General features: G+C 75.7%; 16 protein-coding genes. 4 read left to right on the forward strand and 12 right to left on the reverse strand.

Annotated features, from left to right (window positions below):
- Positions 1-183 precede the first annotated feature (183 nt).
- Complete coding sequence (locus tag ABZ924_RS30785; protein ID WP_361916943.1) at positions 184-369, reverse strand: hypothetical protein; 186 nt, start codon at positions 367-369, stop codon at positions 184-186.
- Between the two features lie 128 nt (positions 370-497).
- On the opposite strand from ABZ924_RS30785, the gene ABZ924_RS30790 reads away from it, so the two are divergent.
- Complete coding sequence (locus tag ABZ924_RS30790; RefSeq protein ID WP_361916946.1) at positions 498-1520, forward strand: hypothetical protein; 1023 nt, start codon at positions 498-500, stop codon at positions 1518-1520.
- 149 nt (positions 1521-1669) lie between these two features.
- Positions 1670-2653: an AfsA-related hotdog domain-containing protein gene (locus tag ABZ924_RS30795; protein WP_361916948.1), complete on the forward strand. Its 984-nt coding sequence runs from the start codon at positions 1670-1672 to the stop codon at positions 2651-2653.
- Here the strand turns inward: ABZ924_RS30795 and ABZ924_RS30800 are convergent.
- From ABZ924_RS30800 to ABZ924_RS30835, 8 genes are read right to left on the reverse strand one after another with little or no spacing between them, the layout of a single operon-like run.
- Positions 2535-3539 carry a 4'-phosphopantetheinyl transferase superfamily protein gene (locus ABZ924_RS30800; RefSeq protein WP_361916951.1) on the reverse strand — a complete coding sequence of 335 codons (1005 nt, stop codon included), beginning with the start codon at positions 3537-3539 and terminating at the stop codon, positions 2535-2537. The genes ABZ924_RS30795 and ABZ924_RS30800 overlap by 119 nt on opposite strands.
- The gene (locus ABZ924_RS30805) at positions 3536-3793 is read right to left on the reverse strand and encodes an acyl carrier protein (RefSeq protein WP_361916954.1); all 258 of its coding nucleotides are present in this window, start codon (positions 3791-3793) and stop codon (positions 3536-3538) included. The genes ABZ924_RS30800 and ABZ924_RS30805 overlap by 4 nt, the downstream gene beginning before the upstream one ends.
- Positions 3790-5886, reverse strand: coding sequence for an HAD-IIIC family phosphatase (locus ABZ924_RS30810; protein WP_361916957.1), 2097 nt, complete (start codon positions 5884-5886; stop codon positions 3790-3792). The genes ABZ924_RS30805 and ABZ924_RS30810 overlap by 4 nt, the downstream gene beginning before the upstream one ends.
- Complete coding sequence (locus ABZ924_RS30815) at positions 5883-6929, reverse strand: 3-oxoacyl-ACP synthase III family protein (protein WP_361916959.1); 1047 nt, start codon at positions 6927-6929, stop codon at positions 5883-5885. The genes ABZ924_RS30810 and ABZ924_RS30815 overlap by 4 nt, the downstream gene beginning before the upstream one ends.
- Entirely contained in the window at positions 6926-9931 is a 3006-nt protein-coding gene (locus tag ABZ924_RS30820) for a beta-ketoacyl synthase N-terminal-like domain-containing protein (RefSeq protein WP_361916962.1), read from the reverse strand. The genes ABZ924_RS30815 and ABZ924_RS30820 overlap by 4 nt, the downstream gene beginning before the upstream one ends.
- Entirely contained in the window at positions 9928-10227 is a 300-nt protein-coding gene (locus ABZ924_RS30825) for an acyl carrier protein (RefSeq protein ID WP_361916964.1), read from the reverse strand. The genes ABZ924_RS30820 and ABZ924_RS30825 overlap by 4 nt, the downstream gene beginning before the upstream one ends.
- A gap of 58 nt (positions 10228-10285) precedes the next feature.
- Positions 10286-12169 carry an acyl-CoA dehydrogenase gene (locus ABZ924_RS30830; RefSeq protein WP_361916967.1) on the reverse strand — a complete coding sequence of 628 codons (1884 nt, stop codon included), beginning with the start codon at positions 12167-12169 and terminating at the stop codon, positions 10286-10288.
- Entirely contained in the window at positions 12166-13965 is a 1800-nt protein-coding gene (locus tag ABZ924_RS30835; RefSeq protein WP_361916970.1) for a fatty acyl-AMP ligase, read from the reverse strand. The genes ABZ924_RS30830 and ABZ924_RS30835 overlap by 4 nt, the downstream gene beginning before the upstream one ends.
- Positions 13966-14276: 311 nt before the next feature.
- Here ABZ924_RS30835 and ABZ924_RS30840 point away from each other — a divergent pair, with 311 nt between their 5' ends.
- Together ABZ924_RS30840 and ABZ924_RS30845 are read left to right on the forward strand one after the other, a co-directional pair.
- Positions 14277-17012 carry an AfsR/SARP family transcriptional regulator gene (locus tag ABZ924_RS30840; protein ID WP_361916973.1) on the forward strand — a complete coding sequence of 912 codons (2736 nt, stop codon included), beginning with the start codon at positions 14277-14279 and terminating at the stop codon, positions 17010-17012.
- A gap of 55 nt (positions 17013-17067) precedes the next feature.
- The gene (locus ABZ924_RS30845) at positions 17068-18450 is read left to right on the forward strand and encodes an FAD-dependent oxidoreductase (protein WP_361916976.1); all 1383 of its coding nucleotides are present in this window, start codon (positions 17068-17070) and stop codon (positions 18448-18450) included.
- A 48-nt stretch (positions 18451-18498) separates the two neighbouring features.
- On the opposite strand, the gene ABZ924_RS30850 is transcribed toward ABZ924_RS30845, so the two are convergent.
- The 3 genes from ABZ924_RS30850 to ABZ924_RS30860 all read right to left on the reverse strand — a co-directional run bounded on the left by ABZ924_RS30850 (position 18499) and on the right by ABZ924_RS30860 (position 19830).
- Positions 18499-18951, reverse strand: coding sequence for a DUF1801 domain-containing protein (locus ABZ924_RS30850; RefSeq protein WP_361916979.1), 453 nt, complete (start codon positions 18949-18951; stop codon positions 18499-18501).
- A gap of 61 nt (positions 18952-19012) precedes the next feature.
- The gene (locus ABZ924_RS30855) at positions 19013-19477 is read right to left on the reverse strand and encodes a pyridoxamine 5'-phosphate oxidase family protein (RefSeq protein ID WP_361916982.1); all 465 of its coding nucleotides are present in this window, start codon (positions 19475-19477) and stop codon (positions 19013-19015) included.
- Positions 19474-19830 (reverse strand): VOC family protein, encoded by a 357-nt coding sequence (locus ABZ924_RS30860; protein WP_361916985.1) that lies wholly within the window; start codon positions 19828-19830, stop codon positions 19474-19476. Before ABZ924_RS30860 ends, ABZ924_RS30855 begins: the two co-directional genes overlap by 4 nt.
- Positions 19831-19967 lie beyond the last annotated feature (137 nt).

The raw sequence follows: 19967 nt of genomic DNA on the forward strand, positions 1-19967 counted from the left end.
GCCCCCCCCACCGCCCGACCCACATCCCCGTCCAACTCGGGCCGCCCGCCCCCCGCGCCCCGGCCCGCACACTCCCCCCGGCGGGCGGACCCTTCGGTCCGCCGCCGGCCCTTCTTCACGTCCACTGATCGTCGCGCACGCCTTGCTCCCCTGTCGCCGTCCGTCGCCCGGTCACTTCTGCGGTCACTCCCACCGCTCGTCGTCGTGCCGGGACTTCGTTGCATCCGAAACCATCGTGTGCCCGGCCGTCGCGCTCACGCCGCCGTCGCGCGCCGGGGCCGCCTCCGAGACGCCCACCCCTGCCGTACCGAGGAATCCGGCGACAACCAGAACCCCGGTCACGATCTTTCGAACTGCCGTCGTGCCCATCGAAACCCCCGTGTCAGTGCTGCGCTCTTGGGCACTACCTTGCGACCCCGGGGAATCGAATCCAAGGCAAACCCGATGACGTAAAGTGGCCTGACAACAAGTTCGCCACACCGGGGGAGTAACGCACGATGCCTGAAAGCGCCCTCTCTGTTCCTGGTTTCGCCGAATTGGACGACAGCAGCGCCCTGGCCTACCGCAAAGCCGTCCTGCTCGGCCGCTTTGTCCCGGAGGAGATCGCGGCGTCCTTGGGAACCAGCATCGAGGAGGCCAGGGCCGTTGAGCAGGTCCTCTTTGCGCTGAGCCTGCTGCGCCCCATGCCCGGCGAGCCCGACCTGCTCGTGCCCGTCAGCCCGGACGCCGCGGCCACCGACCTGGTGGGGGCCACCGAGAGCCACATCCGCGAGCTGCAGCAGGCGGTGTCCGACGTACGAACCCGGATGCGGTCCCTGCTGCCCGCCTACTTCGAGAGCCGTCAGCAGCGCAACCAGGCCGAGGCGTTCGACGTCATCAGCGACGTCGAGGTGTTGCAGGCGATGCTCGACGAGTGGGGCGAGCGCTGCCGCAGCGAGGTGCTCACCGCCCAGCCCGGCGGCCCCCGCACGCCCTCCGCCATGGCCAAGGCCCGGCCGCACACCATGCAGCGCCTGGAGCGCGGTGTACGCGTCCGGCACCTGTACCAGCACACCGTCCGCCGGGACCTGGCCACCACCGCCTACGTGAAGGCCGTCACCGAGGCGGGCGCAGAGGTGCGGACCACCGACGAGCTCATCGACCGGATCGTGATCTACGACCGGGAGGTGGCCTTCCTGCCCGAGCAGCACGTGGTCGGGCGCAAGCCCGGCGCGGTCGTGGTGCGGGAGCCCACGCTCGTGGCGTTCGTGTGCAAGGTCTACGACCACCTGTGGTCGGGGGCCACGCAGTTCACCGCGGACGCGGAGGACACCCCGGAGGTCACCGACGACCTCAAGCGGTCCATCGTCCGGCTGATGGCCCAGGGCTACAAGGACGAGCTGGTCGCCCGGCGCCTGGGCATGTCGGTGCGCACCTGCCGGCGCTACATATCGCAGATCATGCTGGACGTGGAGGCCACCAGCCGCTTCCAGGCCGGCGTCAACGTCGCCCAGACGGGGCTCCTGGACCACCACGGCTGACCACGGCTGACGCAAACGCGCGTGGCCGGTGGGGCAATAGGTGACAGTCAGCAAGCTGCCAACGGCACGGGCTGGTTCCGGCCCGGACCGGCGCGGCACGCTGTCCTGACGGGAGGCGAAGGACGCACTCCCTCCTGAGGGAGGCGGCGATGGAGAGCACCGCGGTGGCCCCCTGGCCGCTGACGACCACCGCCGCACGCCACCTGGTGCACCGGCCGGGCCGGTCCGCCGGACCGGGGGCCGGCGAGGAGGAGTTCGTCCTCACCGGACCGCTCCCCGGCCCGCACCCGCTGGGCGGCACCGCCGCACCGGGGGCCTTCCACGACCTGCAGGCGGCCGCCGAGATGCTCCGCGAGGTGGGCGAGGTCATCGGGCAGGAGCACTTCCGGGTGCCCGCCGACCGCACCGGCATCTTCTACCGGTTCGCCCTCGACGCGGGCGACCTGGAGGCCTGGCGCAGGGGTCCCGGCGAGGCGGAGCTCACCTCCCACGTGCGGGTGTCCGCCGAGAAGGTCCTGGACGGGGTGCCGCGCGCCCTGGAGTTCACGGTCCGCCACGAGATCGACGGGGCCGACGCCGGACACGGCTCGGCCCATCTGCTGTTCCTGCCGCCGCTGCTGCACCGCAACCACCGCGAGAGCAGCCGGACGGCGACCCTGAAGGCAGCGGCCGCCGCCGGCTCCGGCAGCGCCCCGGCCGAGGTCCCCGGGGGCCGGCCCGTCGCCCCCGCGGAAGTGGGGCGCACCGACCCCGCGCACGTCCTGCTGCGCGGCGCGGCCGCGAGCGGCGACGGCCGGCTGACGGCCGAGGTGTGCCCGCCGCGCCGGTGGCCGGGCAGCTCCCCCGCCGACACGCACGCCTCCTCCCCGATGCTGCTGGAGACCGTACGCCAGGCCTCGCTTCTGGCGGTGCACCGTACGGGCGGGGCCCCGACCGAGCGGCTGGCGCCGGCTGCGCTGCAGCTGCACTTCCGCGGCTACGCCGAGGCCGACCTGCCGCTGCGCGCCGCCGTGGTCACGGGCCCGGCCGGGCTGGACCCGCGGGGACGGCGGCTGGTTCCGCTGACCCTGACGCTGGCCCAGGCGGGACGGGCGGTCCTGGAGGCCCGTACGACGGTGGCCGAGGACCGCTGACCCCCATGGGGGCGGTGCGCGGCGCGGGCCGGCTGCGCAGTGCGTCCTCGATCGCGGCCGCGGCCTCCACGTCCAGCATCGTGGTGACCTCGGTGTCCAGGGTCCGGCCGAAGCCCGCGTCGTACACGGCGACGCTGACCCGGTAGCCGGCGCCGCCGCCGCGGCCCTCCAGGGCGAGGGTGCGGAAGGTCCACTCGGTGCCCGCGCCGGCGGTGCCGTCGGGGCGGTGCACCAGGGTCGGCTTCCCGTCGGGCCCGAAGCCGAACTCGGTGAAGCGGAACTGCATCCCCTGCCCGATCGCCTTGCTGTACGCCTCCTTCAGCGTCCACAGCCGCACCAGGTGCGGATTGCGCTCCTGCTCGGGCAGCTCGGCCAGCCGCAGCCGCTCGTGCGGGGTGCAGATGTGCCGGTCCAGGCCGCCCGCGTACAGGCGCCGGTCGGCGCGCTCCGCGTCGACGCCGACCAGGCCGCGGGTGGTCAAACCCACGAGCAGCAGGTCCTCGGTGTGGCTGAGGCTGATGTCGATCTGGTCGCAGCCGCGCAGGTACGGCCGCCCCGTCGGCCCGTACATCAACTCCAGGTCCGCCGCGTCCGCGTGCAGGGCGGCGGCCGCGGCGTGCTTGAGCAGGGTCCGCGAGGCGGCGTACCGCTCGCGGATCTCGGGGTGGGACAGGTCGAGGTAGCGGGCGTAGTCACGGCCGAGCACGGCCCGCAGCGCCTCCTCGCCGCCGTGGCGGGGGCGCCAGTCGGCGAGGGTGCCGTGGACGAGCGCGGTGCCGTGGGCGCGCAGGTCGGCGCGGACGGCCGCCGGGTCGGCGCCGCCCGGGCCGAAGGGGATGGGGTCGCCGAGCGCCGCCGCGACGGGCGTGCCCGCTGCTGCCGTCATGCCGGGGTCCGCTCGCCGTGGGCCAGGGCGTGGATCTGGGCGAGGGTGCGGGAGCGCAGGACGGCGGCCACCGGGACACGGCGGCCGGTGTCCTGCTCCAGGAGCATCACCAGCCGCAGCAGGTGCACCGAGTCCCAGGCGGGCAGGGTGTCGAAGTCCGCCGCGGCCTGCTGGACGGTGAGGTCCAGGCCGAGCTCCTCGCGGAGCAGGTCCAGGAACCCCGCGAGGTCCGCCGTGCGGTCGGAGCCGCTCATGTGCTGTCTCCTTCGTCGGATCCGGCGGGCGTGGGCGTGAAGCGGGCCCGCAGGCGTAGATGGGCCGGTACGGGGGGCGGTTCGGCCAGGTCGTGGGCGAAGCGCAGCCCGTCCGGGGCGGTGTCACAGGCTCCTGTTCCCGCCCCTGTTCCCGCTCCTGTTCCTGCCGGCTCCTCGGTGAAGCCGAGCGAGGGGTACAGGTCGCGGACGCGGCCGTTGGCGCGGGTGGGTACGTAGCGGGCGTGGACCGCGGGGACGCCCCGGTCCCTGGCGTGATGCAGCAGCGCGGCGAGCGCGCCGTGCTCGACTCCGCGGGCCAGGGCCCGGCAGCTGAGCAGCATGTTGTCGATGTGCAGGCTGCCGTCGGCGGCGCTGCGGGTGAACAGGGCGCCGACGAGCCCGCTGTCGCCGAACCGGTCGCGCAGGTGCACGGCCAGCAGCAGACGGTCGGGGCGGGCGGCGAGCTCGGCGACGGCCTCGGGGGGCAGCCGTTCGCCGGTCAGGTTGAACTGGTTGGTGCGCAGGGTGAGCTGGGCGAGGCGGTCGAGCTCGCGGGGCTCGGGCGGGGCGATGCGCACCTCGAGCTCCAGCTCGCGCAGGTAGTCCTCGTAGGAGCCGGTGTGCTCGCGCAGCTCCTCGCGGGCGGCGGCCTGGCGGTACTGGCCGGTGCGGTGGCGGTCGTCGTCGGTGGTGTGCGGGGTGTCGAACCAGCCATCGGCGAGGAGGCGTTCGACGTGCAGGGCGGGCTCGTCGGCGCTGAGCGGGACGACGGGGGTGCCGGGCAGGTGGCGGCGGATCAGGGCACGTTCGGCGGCGGAGTCGTCGGCGAGGACGAGGGCGTCGGCGGCGATGCCGAGGCGGGTGGCGATGTCGCGGAGGTTGCCGTCCTTGGGCTCCCAGTTGGCGTTGATCCGTACGAAGTCGTCGGGGCGCAGCACCATGTCGGGGTGGTCGCGCAGCACGTCCAGGACGGGTGCCTCGTCGTTCTTGCTGCTGACGGCGAGCAGCACGCCCTGCGCGGCCAGCTGCCGCGCGGTGCGCTGCAGGGCCGCGTACGGCTCTCCGCGCAGGCCCCCGCCCGGGGCGATGCCGTCGGGGCCGTCCTCGCTGAGGACGCCGTCCCACAGGGTCCGGTCCAGGTCGAGGACCAGGCACTTCTTGGCCATGCCGCGGCGGGCGCGCAGGACGTGGACGGCCTCGCGGGCGAGCGCGGCGAACAGGTGCGGGCCGAAGGCGGTGCGGGCGTAGAGCTCCAGGCGGGTGTCGGTCGCGGGTCCCTGGGCGGCGGCGATGAGCGGATCGAGGTCGACGACGTGCAGGCCGGGGTGGTCGGCGGTCAGGCGCAGCAGCCGGGCGTTGAACTCCCGCCACACCGCACCGAGCAGGGCGCGGCGGCCGAGGCCGGTGATCCGGCGGGGGTGGCGGGCGGGCAGGGGCAGGGTGGTGAGGACGAGGGCGCCGGTGCCGTGGGCGGTGTGCGCGGCGGCGACGGCGGTGAGGCGCTCCAGCAGGCGGGCGCAGGCCTCCTCGACGTCGGGCACGTCCCAGGGGGAGGGCAGGGCGCCGAAGACGGCGTCGGCCTCGAGGACGCAGAGGGTCAGCTCGGGCCGGGCCTGGCGCAGCGGGCCGCCGGGGTCGGTGAGGTCGCGCAGCCAGCCGCCGAAGTCGCCGGTGACCAGGCGGGTGAGCAGGCCGTGGCGGGCGAGTTCGGCGGTGAGGGGGTCGCCGAGCGGGGTCACGGTGGAGTGCCCGGTGAGCGCGACGGTGACGGCTGCCGTCCCGGGGTGGCGGGCCAGGACCTCGTCGGCGTCCACCCCGGCCAGCATCCGCCCGCACCGCAGCAGGTCGTCGGTGAGCGCGGCCGGCTCCCGTTCGCCGTCGTCGAGCAGCTCGGCCAGCAGCCCGGGCACGCGGGGCCACTCCGGCCCCAGCAGCCCTGCGTCGCGCAGCGCCCGCAACCGCTCGACCACCGTTCCGGCAGCACGGGCACCGGCACCGGCAACAGCAGGGGCAGCAGTCGGGGCAGCAGTCGGGGCGAGCGGGGCAGCCGTCGCGGCCGTCGCAGTCAGGGCCGTCGCAGTCAGGGGCGTCACTGGCCCTCCCGGGGCTTCTCGAGGGTGAGGCCGGCCTTGATCCACTTGCTGGACTCGACGACCACGGACACGGCCTTGGCCCCCGGGGTCATCTCGGGCAGGAGCCGGTCGAGCTGGAGCAGCGGCAGGGCGTTGCCGGTGTTGCCGGTCTCGGCCACGCAGGAGATCTCGCGCGCGGCGGGGGCGTACAGGCCCTCGACGATGCGCTGCGTCATCCGGCCCGACAGCTGCGGCGGCAGCAGGAAGTCGAGCTCCTCGGCGCGCCACCCGGTGGATTCCAGCAGCTCCCACAGGATCTCGCCGGCCAGGGCGGGGACCTGCGCCTCGATGGCCTTGTAGTCCTCGAACATCATCAGGCGGTCCGGGTCGGGGCGGGCGGCTCCGTGCCAGTCGACGATCTGCCCGGCAGGCCGGCCCAGGCCGGTGAAACGGTTCAGCAGGCTGCGGACGGCAACGCCCTCCCCCAGCGGCCCGGCGCTGACCACCGCGGCCCCGGCGCCGTCGCCGAACAGCACGTAGTTGACGAGCTCCTGGGAGGACAGCCCCGCCACGTCCCGGCCGGCGTCCAGGAAGCGCGCCGTGACGTCCCCGCCGACGACGAGCCCGGTGCGGTGGCCCCCGGCCAGCAGCGCGCGGGCCACGTCCAGGGCCTGCACCGCTCCGGCGCACCCGCCCTGGAGCTGGTACGCGGGCAGGTGGTTCAGCCCGAGCCGGTCGGCGACCTCGGTGGCCGTGGTGGGCAGCAGGGTGTCCGGGGTGGCGGTGGTCAGGACCAGGAAGTCCAGCTCCGCCGGCTCCAGGCCGGCCGCGTCCAGGGCCCGTACGGCGGCCTCGGCGCACAGGTCGGCGAGGCTGTGGGTGGCGGCGCCGGTGACCGGGTCCCAGCCGAAGTGGCGGGTGCGGGTGCCGACGAACGCGTCGATCCACTCCTCGCTCAGGTGGAACACCTCGTCCATCACGGTGTTGTCGACGGGCGCGCCGGGAAGCGCGGCCCCGGTGCCGGCGATGTGGAACAGGGGTGCGGTGACGGTCTGCGAGGTCATATGGCGGCTCCCACCGTGATCCACTCCCGGACGAACTCGGCGAGGGTGCCCACCGAGCGCAGCGCGGGCAGCAGCTGCTGGACCGTGATGCCGGCGGCCTGCGGCAGCCGGGTCTCGATCCGGTCCTTGAGCTGCATGATCATCACGGAGTCGAACCCGAGGTCCTCGTAGAACCTGGCCCCGGCGTCGACCCGCTCGCGCGGGTACTCCCCCACCTGGACGACGGCCTCGACCACGGCGGCGAGCACCGGATCCCGCTCGGCGTCCACGGCGGCGGCCGGCAGCACATCCCCGCCGCCCGCGGCCGGCTCCGCACCGGCGCCCGTACCGGCACCCGCTCCAGCGCCCGCACCGCCGGCCCCTGCCGCGGCCGGCCGGGCCGCCGGCTGCTGCCAGAACCGGTGCTCGGTGGAGAAGGCGTACGGGGCGAGCCGCTCCGCCCTGCGGTGCCCCGGCTCGTACAGCTCGTCCCAGGACGGCTCCACGCCCGCCCGGTACAGGTCGGCCAGGGTCTGCGCGAGCTCGGCGGCCCCCGCACCGCGCCCGGGGGCCGGGTGCAGCAGCCGGGTGCCCGACGGCAGCCCGGCCCGCCCGGCGAGCTGCACGAGCTGCGGCAGCGGGCCGATCTCCACCAGGCAGGTCGCACCGGTCTCGGCGACCAGCGCGCCCAAGGCGTCGGCGAACCGCACCGGGGCGGCGGCCTGTTCGGCCCAGTACGCGGCGTCCGGCGCCTCCTCCCCCAGGACGCGGCCGCGGAAGGTGGAGGCGAAGGGGATCCGGGCGGGCGCCGACGGCGGCGCCTGCGCGAGGACCTCCTCGGCGTCGGCCCGGAAGCCGGGCAGGGCCGGGGCGATCAGCGGGGAGTGGAAGGCGTGGCCGACGCGCAGTTCGCGGCTGTCGATGCCGCGTACGCGCAGCACGCCCGAGGCCCGGGCGAGCGCGTCCCGCGGCCCGGACAGCACCGTGTCGGCGGGCCCGTTGACGGCGGCGAGCGCCAGCTCCGGTTCGACGGCGAGCAGTCCGGCGACGGCGTCCTGCCCGGCCCGTACGGCGAGCATGCCGCCGCCCTCGGGCAGCCGGTCCATGTGGCGGGCGCGCGAGGCGACGAGCCGGGCCGCCGCGTCGAGGTCGAGGAGCCCGGCGGCGACCGCGGCCGGGTACTCGCCGATGCTGTGGCCGAGCACCGCGTCGGGGACGACGCCCAGGTCGGCGAGGGTGGCGGTGAGCGCGTGGGCGACGGCGAACAGCGCGGGCTGGGCCCAGCGGGTGGTGTGCACGGCCGGGTCCTCGGCGAGGATCAGCTCGCGCACCGAGCCCCCGGTGTACGGGCGCAGCGCCTCGTCGGCGGCGTCGAGGTGGCGGCGGTAGAGCGGCGACTGCCCGTACAGAGCAGCGCTCATGCCGGGCTCCTGGGCCCCCTGCCCGGTGTAGAGGAAGGCGACGACCGGGGCGTGCCGGACGCGTTCGGCGATGCCGGCGCGCAGCCGCTCGTCCTCGGCGGCGGTGCGCAGGGCGGCGGCGAGGGAGGCGGTGTCGCGGGCGGTGAACGCGGCCCGGTAGGGCAGGCCGGCCTTGACCCGGTTGCTGGACCAGCACACGGCGGCGGCGTCCCCGCGCGGGCGGCGGGCGAGCACGTCGGCCTGGGCGGCGAGGTTGCGGCGCAGCGCCTCGGGGGTGTCGCCGGAGACGGTGAACACCCCGACGGGGGCCTGCCTACGGGCGGGGGCGCCCGACAGCGGGCGGACCGCGGTGCGGGCCGTGCGCGGGGCGGTGGCGAGGACGGCGTGGGCGTTGGTGCCGCCCATGCCGAAGCTGCTGACGCCGCCGACGACCTCGCCGGCGGGCAGCCGTACGGGCGCGCCCAGCAGCCGCAGGCCCCGTTCGGCCAGGCGCAGCTGGGGGTTCTCGCGGGCGGCGAAGCGGCTGGCGGGCACGATGCGGTGGTGCAGGGCGAGGGCGGTCTTGATCAGGCCGGCGATGCCGGAGGCGCCCTCGGTGTGCCCGATGTTGCCCTTGACGGAGCCGAGCCCGACGGGCTGCTCGCGCGGTACGCCGTGCACCTCGCCGAGGGCGGCGCACTCGATGATGTCGCCGAGGACGGTGCCGGTGCCGTGGGCCTCGACGAAGCGGACCTCCTCGGGGGTGATGCCGGCGCGGCGGCAGGCGGCGGCCACGACCTCGCGCTGGGACCAGCGGCTGGGGGCGGTGACGCCGTTGCTGCGGCCGTCCTGGTTGACGGCGGTGCCGCGGATGACGGCGTAGACGCGCTGCCCGTCGGCGATCGCGTCCTCCAGGCGCCGCAGGACGACGACGCCCGCGCCGTCGCTGCGGCCGATGCCGTCGGCGTCGGCGCTGAAGGGCTTGCAGCGGCCGTCGGGTGCGGCCAGGCCCATCTGCCGGTAGACCAGCCCCAGCGCCGGGGTCAGCACCAGGTTGACGCCGGCGGCCAGCGCCGTGGTGCACTCCCCCGACAGCAGGGAGTTGACGGCGAGGTGGACGGCGACGAGGGAGGAGGAGCAGGCGGTGTCGACCGCCAGGCTCGGGCCCTTGAGGTTGAGGTGGTACGAGATCCGGTTGGCGATCATGCCGGTGCTGCTGCCGGCGCCGAGCTGGGGGGTGACGCGGGCGTAGTCGCCCATGTGCAGCTGCGCCCACTCGCTGCCCATGACGCCGACGAACACGCCGGTGTCGCTGCCGGCGAGGGTGGCGGCGGCCCGGCCGGAGTCCTCCAGGGCCCGCCAGGCGCACTGCAGCAGCAGCCGCTGCTGCGGGTCCATGGCGGCGGCCTCGCGCGGGGCGATGGAGAAGAAATCGTTGTCGAAGACGGCGATGTCGTCCAGGAACCCGCCGTGGACGGCGTCGTCGAAGCCGGCCCCGTCCCGGCGGGCGGCGGGCAGGGCGCCGATGGCGTCGCCGCCGCGCATCAGGAGCTCCCAGAAGGCGTCGGCGTCCGGCGCCCCGGGGAAGACGCAGTCCATGCCGACGACGGCGACGGGGGTCATCGCCGGTGTTCCGGGGCCAGGACCGCGCCGTGCAGGGCCAGTTGGCCGGCGAGCGCCGCCACCGTGGGGTGGTCCCAGGCCAGCTGCGGGTCCAGCGGCAGGCCGAAGACGTCCTCGATGTCGCCGCACAGGCTCAGCGCGCACACCGAGTCCATGCCGTACTCGGCGAGCGGCACGTGCGGGTCGATGGTCTCCGGCAGCCGGTCGAGGTAGACGGCGATGCGGGCGGTCACCCACTGCTGGAGGGGTACGAGGGCGTGCCGGGCCGGGGCGGGCAGGGGCGGGGAGGTGTGCATTCCTGGGCTCCTTGTGCTGTCGCTGTCGGGGTGTCTTCGGGCGTCTCGGGGCGAACGGTCAGCCCGCCAGCGGGGTGTTGTAGAGGTCGAAGCTGCGGCGGTCGCCGAAGCGGGCCAGGACTTCCTGGTGCACCCGGGCGGTGCACTCGGCCGGAAGCTCGGGCACGGGGGTGCCCAGGCGCCGGGCCAGGCGGTGCAGGGCGGCCGCCGCCCAGGAGGGGTCGGCCAGGAAGGGGTCGGGGCCGCCGCGGTTGTGCCGCCACACGCCGAGGACCGCGGCGGCGGCCAGCACCAGGACGTAGCGGTCGGTCAGCGCGAACCAGGCCGGGCCGACGGCCGTGCCCGAGTCGGGCGGCGGCAGCGCGAGGACGCGGGCCCGCAGTTCGGCCAGCTCGGCGCAGAGCCGGCCGGCCAGGGTGTGCAGGGTGCGTTCGGCGGGGCTGGTGCCGAAGGAGAGGGCGGCGGTCTCGGCGAGGGTGGCGCTGAGGCTGTCGCGGCCGCCGGCCAGGGCCAGAGCGGCCGAGTCGAACGCGGGCAGCGGCGCGCCGGGCCGGAACAGCTCGGCCGGGGCCTCGGCGGTGCGGAACCAGGAGTTCCCGGCGAGGGCGGTGAGCTGCGGGATGATCGTGGCCTGGCAGGCGACGGTCCCGGCGTGGCCGAGGCTGACCACGGGCACGTCGCGGACGTGTTTCTGGAAGATCCCGACCGTGCCCTCGCGGGTGTAGACCTCCGAGCCCAGGACGGTGGTCAGGTCGTACATGGTGCCGCTGAGGATGCGCGGCAGCAGGGCCTTGACCGCCGAGGAGTACACGCTCGTCTCGGCGGGCAGCAGGTGCAGGGCCCGGGTGGTGGCGACGGCGAGGCAGTCGTACATCAGGAGGTCGGTGAAGGCCCCGGTCAGTGTGGCGGCGGTGTGCTGCGGGTCGACGGGGGCGCGGCCGGCCCGGCCGGGGCCCTGCGAGTGGTCGACGAGGACGGCGGTGCGCAGCGCGGTGTCCACGGCGGCCGCCGACAGGGAGGCCATCAGGGTGCGGCTGACCTGGAAGGAGCGCAGGGCGGTGACCACGCCGGTGCCGGCGGCGCCGAGCAGGGCGTGGTCGGGCACCGGGCACGCGTCGAGCTCGACGCCCGCGAAGAAGCAGCCGCGCAGGCCGAGGGCGGGCGGGCGGCGGGTGACGCGGTAGCGGTCGGCGGGCAGGGTGTGCGGGTCGAGCAGCAGCGCGGAGTGCGCGGCGGTGGAGCCGGGGCGGTCGTCGGTACGGGCGAACAGCACGAGGGCGTCGGCCCGGTGCAGGTTGAGCACGACGGGCTTGCTGCCGGTGACGGTCCAGCCGCCGGACGGGGCGGGGGCGGCCCGTACCTGGCTGCGGACGAGGTCGTTGGTGTGGGCGGTCTCGTGCTGGGCGATGGCCGCCCGGGAGCCGGCCAGCATGCGGCCGGCGAGCCAGTCGCGCTGGGCGCGGCTGCCGTGCATCCAGACGTCGTTGGCGGCCATGAAGGAGGTCATGCCGTAGCCGGCGCCGAGCGCGACGTCGCGGCGGAACACCGGCCGCATCAGGCGCAGCAGGGTCTCGGCGGAGTCGAAGCGGCCGCCGAGGGAGGTGGGCACGTACTCGCGGTTCATCCCGAACCCGTCGAGCAGCGCCTCGCCGTCGGCACTGGGCACGGCGCGCCGGTCGGCGGCGAGCAGCGCGTCGTGGCCGACGGGGTTGGCGGGGTCGGCGGGGTCCCCGAGGAGGGCCTCCAGCCGGGCGACCCGCTCGTCGGCGGCGGCCTGCGCGGCCTGTGCGGTGGCGGCCGCCGGGTACGCGTCCACTGTGCCGGGGGCGTCCATGGTGCCGGGGGCGGCCGCGGTGCGGGGGCCGTGCGGGCGGGCCGGGTCCGCCGCGGCGGCGGGGGTGTGTGCCGGGGCGGCGGGCCGCGGGGCCTGCGGCACCCTCATCGGGCGCCGTCCGGGGCGGTTTCGCGGCCCGGGGAGAAGGCGTACAGGCTCTGCGGGTGGGTCAGGGCGCGGACGGCGGGGTCCACGGTCTCGAAGAGCGGGGACAGCCGGCCCTCGAGGAACAGCTTGCGCATCAGGCTGCGCTGGACCTTCCCGCTGGTGGTGCGCCGCAGGGTGCCCGGCCGGACCAGGACGATGGTGCCGGCGGGGACGTCGAAGTCCCGGCCGACCAGGGTCTGGATGCGGTGCACCAGCTCCTGGAGGCGGTCCGCGTCGGCGCCCGACGCGCGGACCTCGTGCACGACGACCAGCTGCTCGCGGTCGGTCTCCACGGTGAACACGGCGCCGTGGCCGGCCCCGAGCGCCGGGCTGATGTCGCGCACGGCCCACTCGACGTCCTGCGGGTAGATGTTGCGCCCGTTGAGGATGATGACGTCCTTGAGCCGGCCGGTGACGTACAGCTCGCCGTCGGCCAGCGCCCCCAGGTCGCCGGTGCGCAGCCAGCCGCCGGATCCGCCGGCGAGGCGGCCGTGGAAGGTGTCGGAGGTCTCCAGCGGGCGGCCCCAGTAGCCGCGGGCCACGCTGTCGCCGCGCAGCCAGATCTCGCCGACGCGCCCGTCGGCCAGCTCGCCGCCGCCGACGGGGTCGACGATGCGGACGTCGAAGTCCTCGGAGCGGACCCGGCCGCTGGAGACGAGCGTGCGCCCGCCCGTCCCCGGGACGGCGGGGGCCAGCACGTCCTGCTCGAGGGCGGCCTCGTCGACGGTGAGCCGGCTGTGGGCGGTGCCGGGGGCGCCGCCGGAGACGACGAGGGTGGCCTCGGCCAGGCCGTAGCCCGGGTAGAGGCTCTCGGCGCGCAGCCCGGCCGGGGCGAAGCGGCGGGCGAAGGCGTCCATGGTGGCGGCGCGGACCGGCTCGGCGCCGCACAGCGCGAGGCGCCAGGTGGACAGGTCCAGCGTGGCGAGCTGCGCGTCGGTGACGCGGCGGGTGCACAGGTCGTAGCTGAAGTTGGGGCCGCCGCCCACGGTGAGCCCGTAGTCGCCGATGGCCTGCAGCCAGCGCATGGGGCGCCGGATGAACGAGGTCGGCGACAGGTGCACGGAGAAGGAGCCGAGGAACAGCGGGTGCAGCAGGTGCGCGATGAGGCCCATGTCGTGGTAGTGCGGCAGCCAGCTGACGAACCGGTCAGCCTCGGTGCTGCCCAGCATGTGCTGCAGCGCCTCCTGGTTGGCCATCAGGTTGCGGTGGCTGACCATCACCCCGCGCGGCTGCGAGGTGGAGCCGGAGGTGTACTGGAGGAACGCCAGGTCGTCCGGACCGGTCCGCGGGGGCTGCCAGGCGGCCGGGTCGGCCGCGGGGTCCTCGACGTCGGTGGCCAGGCACACGGTCTCGCCGCGCCCGGCCATCGCCAGCCACAGCGAGGCCTCGGGGGCGTTGGCGGAGTCGGTCAGCACCATGCGGGCGCCGGTGTCCTTGAGGATGCCGGACACGCGCTGGAGGCGCTCGCCGCGGTCGCCGGGCAGCGGGGCGGGCACGGCGACGGCGCCCGCGTACAGGCAGCCCATGAACGCCTTGAGGAAGTCGGGGCCGGGCGGGTACAGCAGGAGGACGGGCTGGCCCTGGGCGCCGTGCTCGCACAGCCGGACCGCCAGCGCGCGGGCCTTGCGGTCGAGTTCGGCGTACGTCACGTGCTCGGCGCCGCCCGCGTCGTGCAGGAAGACCTGCGCGTCGGCGCTGCCCCGGCTCGCGGCGCGGTCGCGCACCAGATCCGTGAACGTGCTGAATCCAGCGGTCAACTCGGGCCCCCTCGTGACATTTCCCCGGCAATGCCACGGCATGGTTCCCGGGCGGCCTAAAGCAGTGCTTGCGGACGGCTGCGGCACCGGCAAAGGGGTGCCCGCGGGCGGGCGGCGGGGGCGGGAGGGGTCGACGGCCACCGGGCAGGGGCCGGGTCACCGGTGGTCCGGGCCGTTATAGGGGGTCGGAACCGGCCGGGCCGCCCCCCGGCCGACCTACATTGGGCTGGTGCGCGCCGGACCGGCATGCCGCCGCCCCGGGAAGCCGCGCAGTGCAGTACAGCGCAGAACAGCCAAGGGGGCGGGGGAGCATGCGATTTCGGGTTCTGGGTCCGCTGGAGGTCACCGCGCCGGGAACGGGCGGGGCCGCCCTCGCACCGCGGGCCGCGAAGATCCGGGTGGTGCTCGCCGCCCTGCTGGTGCGGGCGAACGAGACCGTCTCGGTGGACGGCCTGATCGACGAGCTGTGGGGCGAGCACCCGCCGCGCACGGCGATGACCACCCTGCAGGTGTACGTCTCCCAGCTGCGCAAGCTGCTGAACGAGGCCGACCCGGAGTACGGGCGGGACTCCCTGGTCACCCGGGCGCCCGGCTACCTGCTGCGCGTGGACCCGGCCCAGCTGGACCTGGCCGCCTTCGAGGAGCTGCACCAGCGCGGGCGCGAGGCGATGCAGCGCGGCGACCACGCGGCCGCGGCCGACTTCCAGCACCGGGCGCTGGCGCTGTGGCGCGGCCCCCTGCTCTCGGACACCCCGCACGGGCCCCTGCTGGACAGCACCGCGGGCCGGCTCGCAGAGCTGCGGACCTCGGCGCTGGAGCAGCGGGTGCGGGCCGAACTGTGGCTGGGACGCCACCAGGACCTAGTCGGTGAGCTGCAGGAGATCACCGCGGAGCTGCCGATGCGCGAGGAGTTCCACGCGCACCTGATGGTGGCCCTGTACCGGTGCGGGCGGCAGGCGGACGCGCTGCGCGTCTTCGCCCGGGTGCGGCGCGCCCTGGTGGACGAGCTGGCGATCGAGCCCGGCAGGCCGCTGCAGCAGCTGCACCGGCGGATCCTGGCCGGCGACACGGCCCTGCTGCGCCCGCCGGGGCTGACGGCGGGGGCTGCGGTTGATGCGGCCGCGGCACCGGCTGTGGGCGGCGGTGCGGCCGTACCGGCGACGCCGGGGGCGGCCGACGCCGTACGGGAGGAGGCGCCGCGCGATCCCGGGGCCGGGGCGGCATCGAGGGTGACCGCACCGCAGGCGACCCTCGCGGGAACGGGACCGGCCGCCCGGGCCTCGGCCGCCGCGGCGCTCGCCGTGCAGGCGCCGCCCGCCCCTCCGGCCGACTTCACCGGCCGCGAGGAGGAACTCGACGAGCTGAGCGGGCTGCTGCGCACCCTGCCCGCCGGTGGGGCCGTCGTGCTGACCGGCGCGGCCGGTATCGGCAAGACCGCCCTGGCCCTGGCCGCCGCGGACCGGCTGGCCCCGCTCTTTCCGGACGGCCGGGTCTTCCTGGACCTCGAAGCCCGCGAACGCGGAAACTCCCCTACTGACCTCCTCGTACGACTGCTGCGCGCCTGCGGGGCCGAGGGCCCGCTGCCCGCGCACGAGGCCGCGCTGCGGGAGCTGCTGGACGGCATCACCCGCGGCCGGCGGATGCTGTTCGTACTGGACGGGGTCCCGGACGCGCACGCCGACGGAGTGCGGCGGCTCCTGCCCGCCACCGCCGGCAGCGCGGCCCTGCTGACCGCCCGCCGGGAGCCCGCGGGGCTGACCGGGCGGGTGCTGACGCTGCCCGAGCCCGCCCCGCGCGAGGCGGGGCTGCTGTTCCTCGCCGCGGCGGGCCGGGCCGCCGACGCCGCGGACGGGGCCGCCGTACGGGAGGTCGCCGCACTGTGCGGGCGGCTGCCGCTGGCCCTGCGCGCGGCGGCCGAGCTGCTGACCGCCCACCCGCACTGGACGCCGGAGACGCTGGCTGCGCGGCTGCGCGACGAGCCCGGCCGGCTGGCCGAACTGGGCCGGGTCGACCGGGACTTCACGGCCCGGCTGCGCGCACCGTACGAGGCCGCGGACGAGCCGGCGCGCGATGCGTTCCGGCTGCTGGGGCTGCTGCCGGCCGGGCCGTTCACCGCGGAGGCCGCCGCGGCCGTACTGGACCTCGCACCGCAGGCGGCCCGTACGGTACTGGCCGCCCTGGAGCGGGAGCGCCTGGCGGAGCCGGCGCCCGTACCGGACGAGCCGGAGGAGCACTGGCGCCTGTCCGAGCCGCTGCGCCTCCTGGCCGCGCAGGAGCTCACGGCCCACACCCCGCCGGACCGGACCCGGTCGGCAACGGCCCGACTGGCGGGCACGTACGCACGGCACCTGCACCGCATGACGGCCGAACCCTCGACCGGGCGCCGAGCGGACTGGTTCACCCGCCGGGAATCGGCCCTGCTGGACGTGGTGCGCACGGCGCACCGCGTCGGCCTGTGGGCCGAAACCGTCGAACTCACCCACGCGATGACGGCCTTCGTCGAGGCGGGCGCCTCCTGGGAGGTGTGGGAGGCGGGGCACGCCCTGGCCCTGGAGGCGGCCCAGCGGCTCGGCGACCTGGCGGCGGAGGCCCGGCTGCTGCGCTCGCTGGGCGACCTGTCCTGGCAGCGCAGGCGGCTGTCGGCGGCCGGCGACTACTACGAGCAGGCCCTGCTGACCGCGGACGCGGCCCCGGCGGCGGCCGAGCGCGGCCGCGCCCTGGTGGGCCTGGCCGACCTCCAGCTCGACGCGGGCGCGGTGGAGGGCGCGGCCGCGCTGCTCTCCCCCGCGCTGGACGCGGTCGCGGAAGACCCGCGCGGAACCTGGGAGGCGCGCCGGGTCCTGGCCCTGGTGGCCCTCGAAACCCACGGCCCGTCCGCGGCCCGCCCCCACTTCACGGCCTGCCTGGACCTGGCGACCACCCTGAACGACCCCCGCCTCCACTCCTACGCCGACCGCTGGCTCACCCGCATCACCACCCCCACCTCCCCCCGCCCGACCTGGCGCGAAATCCGCCCGGGCATCTGGCGCACGACCCCTGCGGCCTGACCGAAGATCATCGGGCGGTAGGGTCGTTCTGCAACACGACGCGAAGGGGAGTCAGTTGGCGCGGGTTGCGGTGGTCGGTGGCGGGATCAGCGGGCTGGGAACGGCGCTCATGCTCGGGCGGCGGGGACACGCGGTCACCTTGTTCGAGCAGGACGGGCGGCAGGCCGGGGAGGATCTGGACCGGGACTTCTTCCGCTGGCGCAGGCCCCGGGTGCCGCACGCCGTGCAGCCCCACTCGCTGCTGGCGCCCGTGCGTACGGTGCTGCGCGCCGAGGCCCCCGATGTGTACGCGGACCTGCTGGCGCGCGGAGCGCGGGAGTACCACGAGTTCGACTGGTTCGGCGGGCATCCGCCGCGCCGGGACGGCGACGAGGAGCTGGTGACCCTGCGCACCCGCCGCATCGTGCTGGAGGCCGCCCTGGCCGCGGCCGTGGAGCGGGAGCGTACCGTCGACGTGCGCACGGGCTGCCGGGTGCGGGGCCTGGTCTTCGCGGCGGGCCGCCCTCCCCGGGTCACCGGCGTGCGGGCGGGCACGGACACGTACCCGGCGGACCTCGTCGTCGATGCGTCCGGGCGCCGCTCGCCGGTTCCCCGCTGGCTGACCGCGGCCGGCTGCCGCCCGCCGGTGGTCGACAGCCACCGCACCGGGATCGCCTATCTGTGCCGCTGGTACCGCCTGCGCGGCGAGGGCCCCCGGGACCCCGGGCGGGTGAAGACCGGTTCGGCCGCCCCGTTCGCGCTCGCCGGGGTCTTCCCTTCCGACAACGACATCTTCGCGGTGCACCTCGTGCTCTCCACCGGCGATCCGACCCGCGGCGCGCTCACCGACCCGGCCGTGTTCGAGGCCGCCGCCCGCCGCTTCCCCGCCACCGCCGCCTGGCTCGACCTGGCCCCCGAACCGCAGTCGGCCGTCCTGGCGATGGCCGGCCTGGACAACCGCTGGACCGCCCTCGCCGATGAGGAAGGACCCGTCGTCACCGGCCTGGTCAACGCCGGGGACAGCCTCATCCACACCAACCCAACCTCGGGCCACGGCGTGTCCCTCGGCCTGCGGGCCGCCCAGTACCTCGCCGCCCATGCCGACCAGGTCGCCGCGGACTCCGTCGGCTACCACGCCTGGACGGAACGCTCCCTGCGCCCGTGGTTCGACGCGCAGGTGGCGGCCGACCGCGGCACCGGGCAGCGCCTCGCCGAGGGCGAGAGCGCAGCACTCCCGGACCGGCGGGCTGCTGCAGTGGGCGCCTGTGCCTTCGACGACCCCGTCGTCATGAGGGCCCGGGCCCAGGTGCGCCACCTCGTGCGGACCCCGGACGAGGCCTACGGCACCGACGAGGTCGACCGGCACGTCACCGCCTGGCTGGCCGCCCACCCGGACTTCAGCCCCGGCTACGACGGCCCGACCCGGGACCAGTGGGATGCACTCGTACCGGTCGGCTAGTACCGCATCGGGGAACGTTCGCAGGACCGTTGCCGGGCGCGCTTCGTCTCAGCTGACCGCCTGCTTCACGAGCGCGGCGATCCGCTCCTCCACCTCGGCCGTCACTTCGGTCAGGGCGAAGCCGGCCGCCCACATCGGGCCGTCGTCCAGCTTCGCCCGGTCGCTGAAACCGAGCGTGGCGTAGCGCGACTTGAACTTCTCCGCGCTCTGGAAGAAGCACAGCACCTTGCCGTCGAGTGCGTAGGCGGGCATCCCGTACCAGAGCTTCGGCGCGAGGACCGGGGCGGTGGCGGTGACGACGGCGTGGACGCGCTCGGCCATGGCCCGGTCCGTGTCCTGCATCTCGGCGATCTTCGCCAGCACGTCCTGCTCCTCCTGCGCCGCCTTGTCCGCCTTCGAGCTGCGGCGCGCCGCCTTCTTGAGTTCCTGGGCGTGGTCCTTCATCGCGGCCCGCTCCTCGGCCGTGAACCCGTCGAACGTGCTGCGGTCGGTGCTGCTCATGGTGGATCTCCCTCTCGAGGATCTGGATGTGTGGATGTGGGGAAGGGCCCTTGGGCCCCGGTCAGACGAGCCAGCGACCGTCGCGCATCAGCTCGCGGCCGGCCAGCTCGTTCTCCTCCCGCCAGGCCTGGATGCGGCGGGGAGTGATACGGAACCAGCGGTACGCAGTGGTCAGGGAGCGCGGGTCGAAGCCGGTGCGTGCGGCGAACCGGTCGCCCGGTCGCTGCGGCAGTGCGTCGATGCCGAGGACCTCGACGTCGCCCTCGATCATGACGACGTCACGCGTGAGGCCGAGGGCGAGCCGAGCGGTCCGGGTGGCGGCCAGGTTCCGGCCGGTGGGGCTTTCCGCCGGGGTGGCCGCCAGGAGCGCCTCGCCGTCCCAGTCGAAGGACAGCGGGATCAGATGGGGGGCGCCGTCCGCCGAGGCGCTGGCCACCCAGACGTCGATGTCGTGGGTGAGCCGGTGCTCGGTGTCGCGACGGCGCTGTGCGCGGGAGCGGGGTCGGGGTCGGGGTCGGGTGCTCATCGGTCCTGCAGCAGCCCGAGGAGGTTGCCGTCGGGGTCGATGAGGGTGGCCACCAGGCGGCCGCCGCCGGTGTCGTGCACGGGCTCCTTGACGGTGGCGCCCGCGGCGGTCACTTCGGCGACCTTCGCCTCGATGTCCGGCACGTGCCAGTAGGCCAGCGACGAGGTCAGGCCCTGCGGCCCGCCGCCCGGGAGGAGGCCGATGTGCTGGCCGGCGGCCTCGAAGCCGACGTAGTGGGGCCCGTCGGTCTGCGGCGCGACGCCGAGCAGCGCGGCGTACACCGCCTTGGCCTGGGCGAGGTCGGACACGGGATGCAGCACGGTCTTGATCCCCTGGGTGGAAGAGCTGGTCACGGTCACTCCTGTCGTCGCGGGGTCCCGGTCGACCCGGTGCGGTGTACCGGGCTCGTTCCCTGTGATCACAGCTTCCCCCGGCCGGGCACGGGGCGCCTCCGTGCTGACCACGGAAAGCGCCACGGAGAGCACTACGG

It is taken from the genome of Streptomyces sp. NPDC046876 (genome assembly GCF_040645035.1).
Lineage (GTDB): Bacteria > Actinomycetota > Actinomycetes > Streptomycetales > Streptomycetaceae > Streptomyces.

Coding starts and splice junctions, on each gene's coding strand:
- ABZ924_RS30785 (WP_361916943.1), bottom strand. CDS start 369: ATGGGCACGACGGCAGTTCGAAAGATCGTGACCGGGGTTCTGGTTGTC.
- ABZ924_RS30790 (WP_361916946.1), top strand. CDS start 498: ATGCCTGAAAGCGCCCTCTCTGTTCCTGGTTTCGCCGAATTGGACGAC.
- ABZ924_RS30795 (WP_361916948.1), top strand. CDS start 1,670: ATGGAGAGCACCGCGGTGGCCCCCTGGCCGCTGACGACCACCGCCGCA.
- ABZ924_RS30800 (WP_361916951.1), bottom strand. CDS start 3,539: ATGACGGCAGCAGCGGGCACGCCCGTCGCGGCGGCGCTCGGCGACCCC.
- ABZ924_RS30805 (WP_361916954.1), bottom strand. CDS start 3,793: ATGAGCGGCTCCGACCGCACGGCGGACCTCGCGGGGTTCCTGGACCTG.
- ABZ924_RS30815 (WP_361916959.1), bottom strand. CDS start 6,929: ATGACCTCGCAGACCGTCACCGCACCCCTGTTCCACATCGCCGGCACC.
- ABZ924_RS30820 (WP_361916962.1), bottom strand. CDS start 9,931: ATGACCCCCGTCGCCGTCGTCGGCATGGACTGCGTCTTCCCCGGGGCG.
- ABZ924_RS30825 (WP_361916964.1), bottom strand. CDS start 10,227: ATGCACACCTCCCCGCCCCTGCCCGCCCCGGCCCGGCACGCCCTCGTA.
- ABZ924_RS30830 (WP_361916967.1), bottom strand. CDS start 12,169: ATGAGGGTGCCGCAGGCCCCGCGGCCCGCCGCCCCGGCACACACCCCC.
- ABZ924_RS30840 (WP_361916973.1), top strand. CDS start 14,277: ATGCGATTTCGGGTTCTGGGTCCGCTGGAGGTCACCGCGCCGGGAACG.
- ABZ924_RS30850 (WP_361916979.1), bottom strand. CDS start 18,951: ATGAGCAGCACCGACCGCAGCACGTTCGACGGGTTCACGGCCGAGGAG.
- ABZ924_RS30855 (WP_361916982.1), bottom strand. CDS start 19,477: ATGAGCACCCGACCCCGACCCCGACCCCGCTCCCGCGCACAGCGCCGT.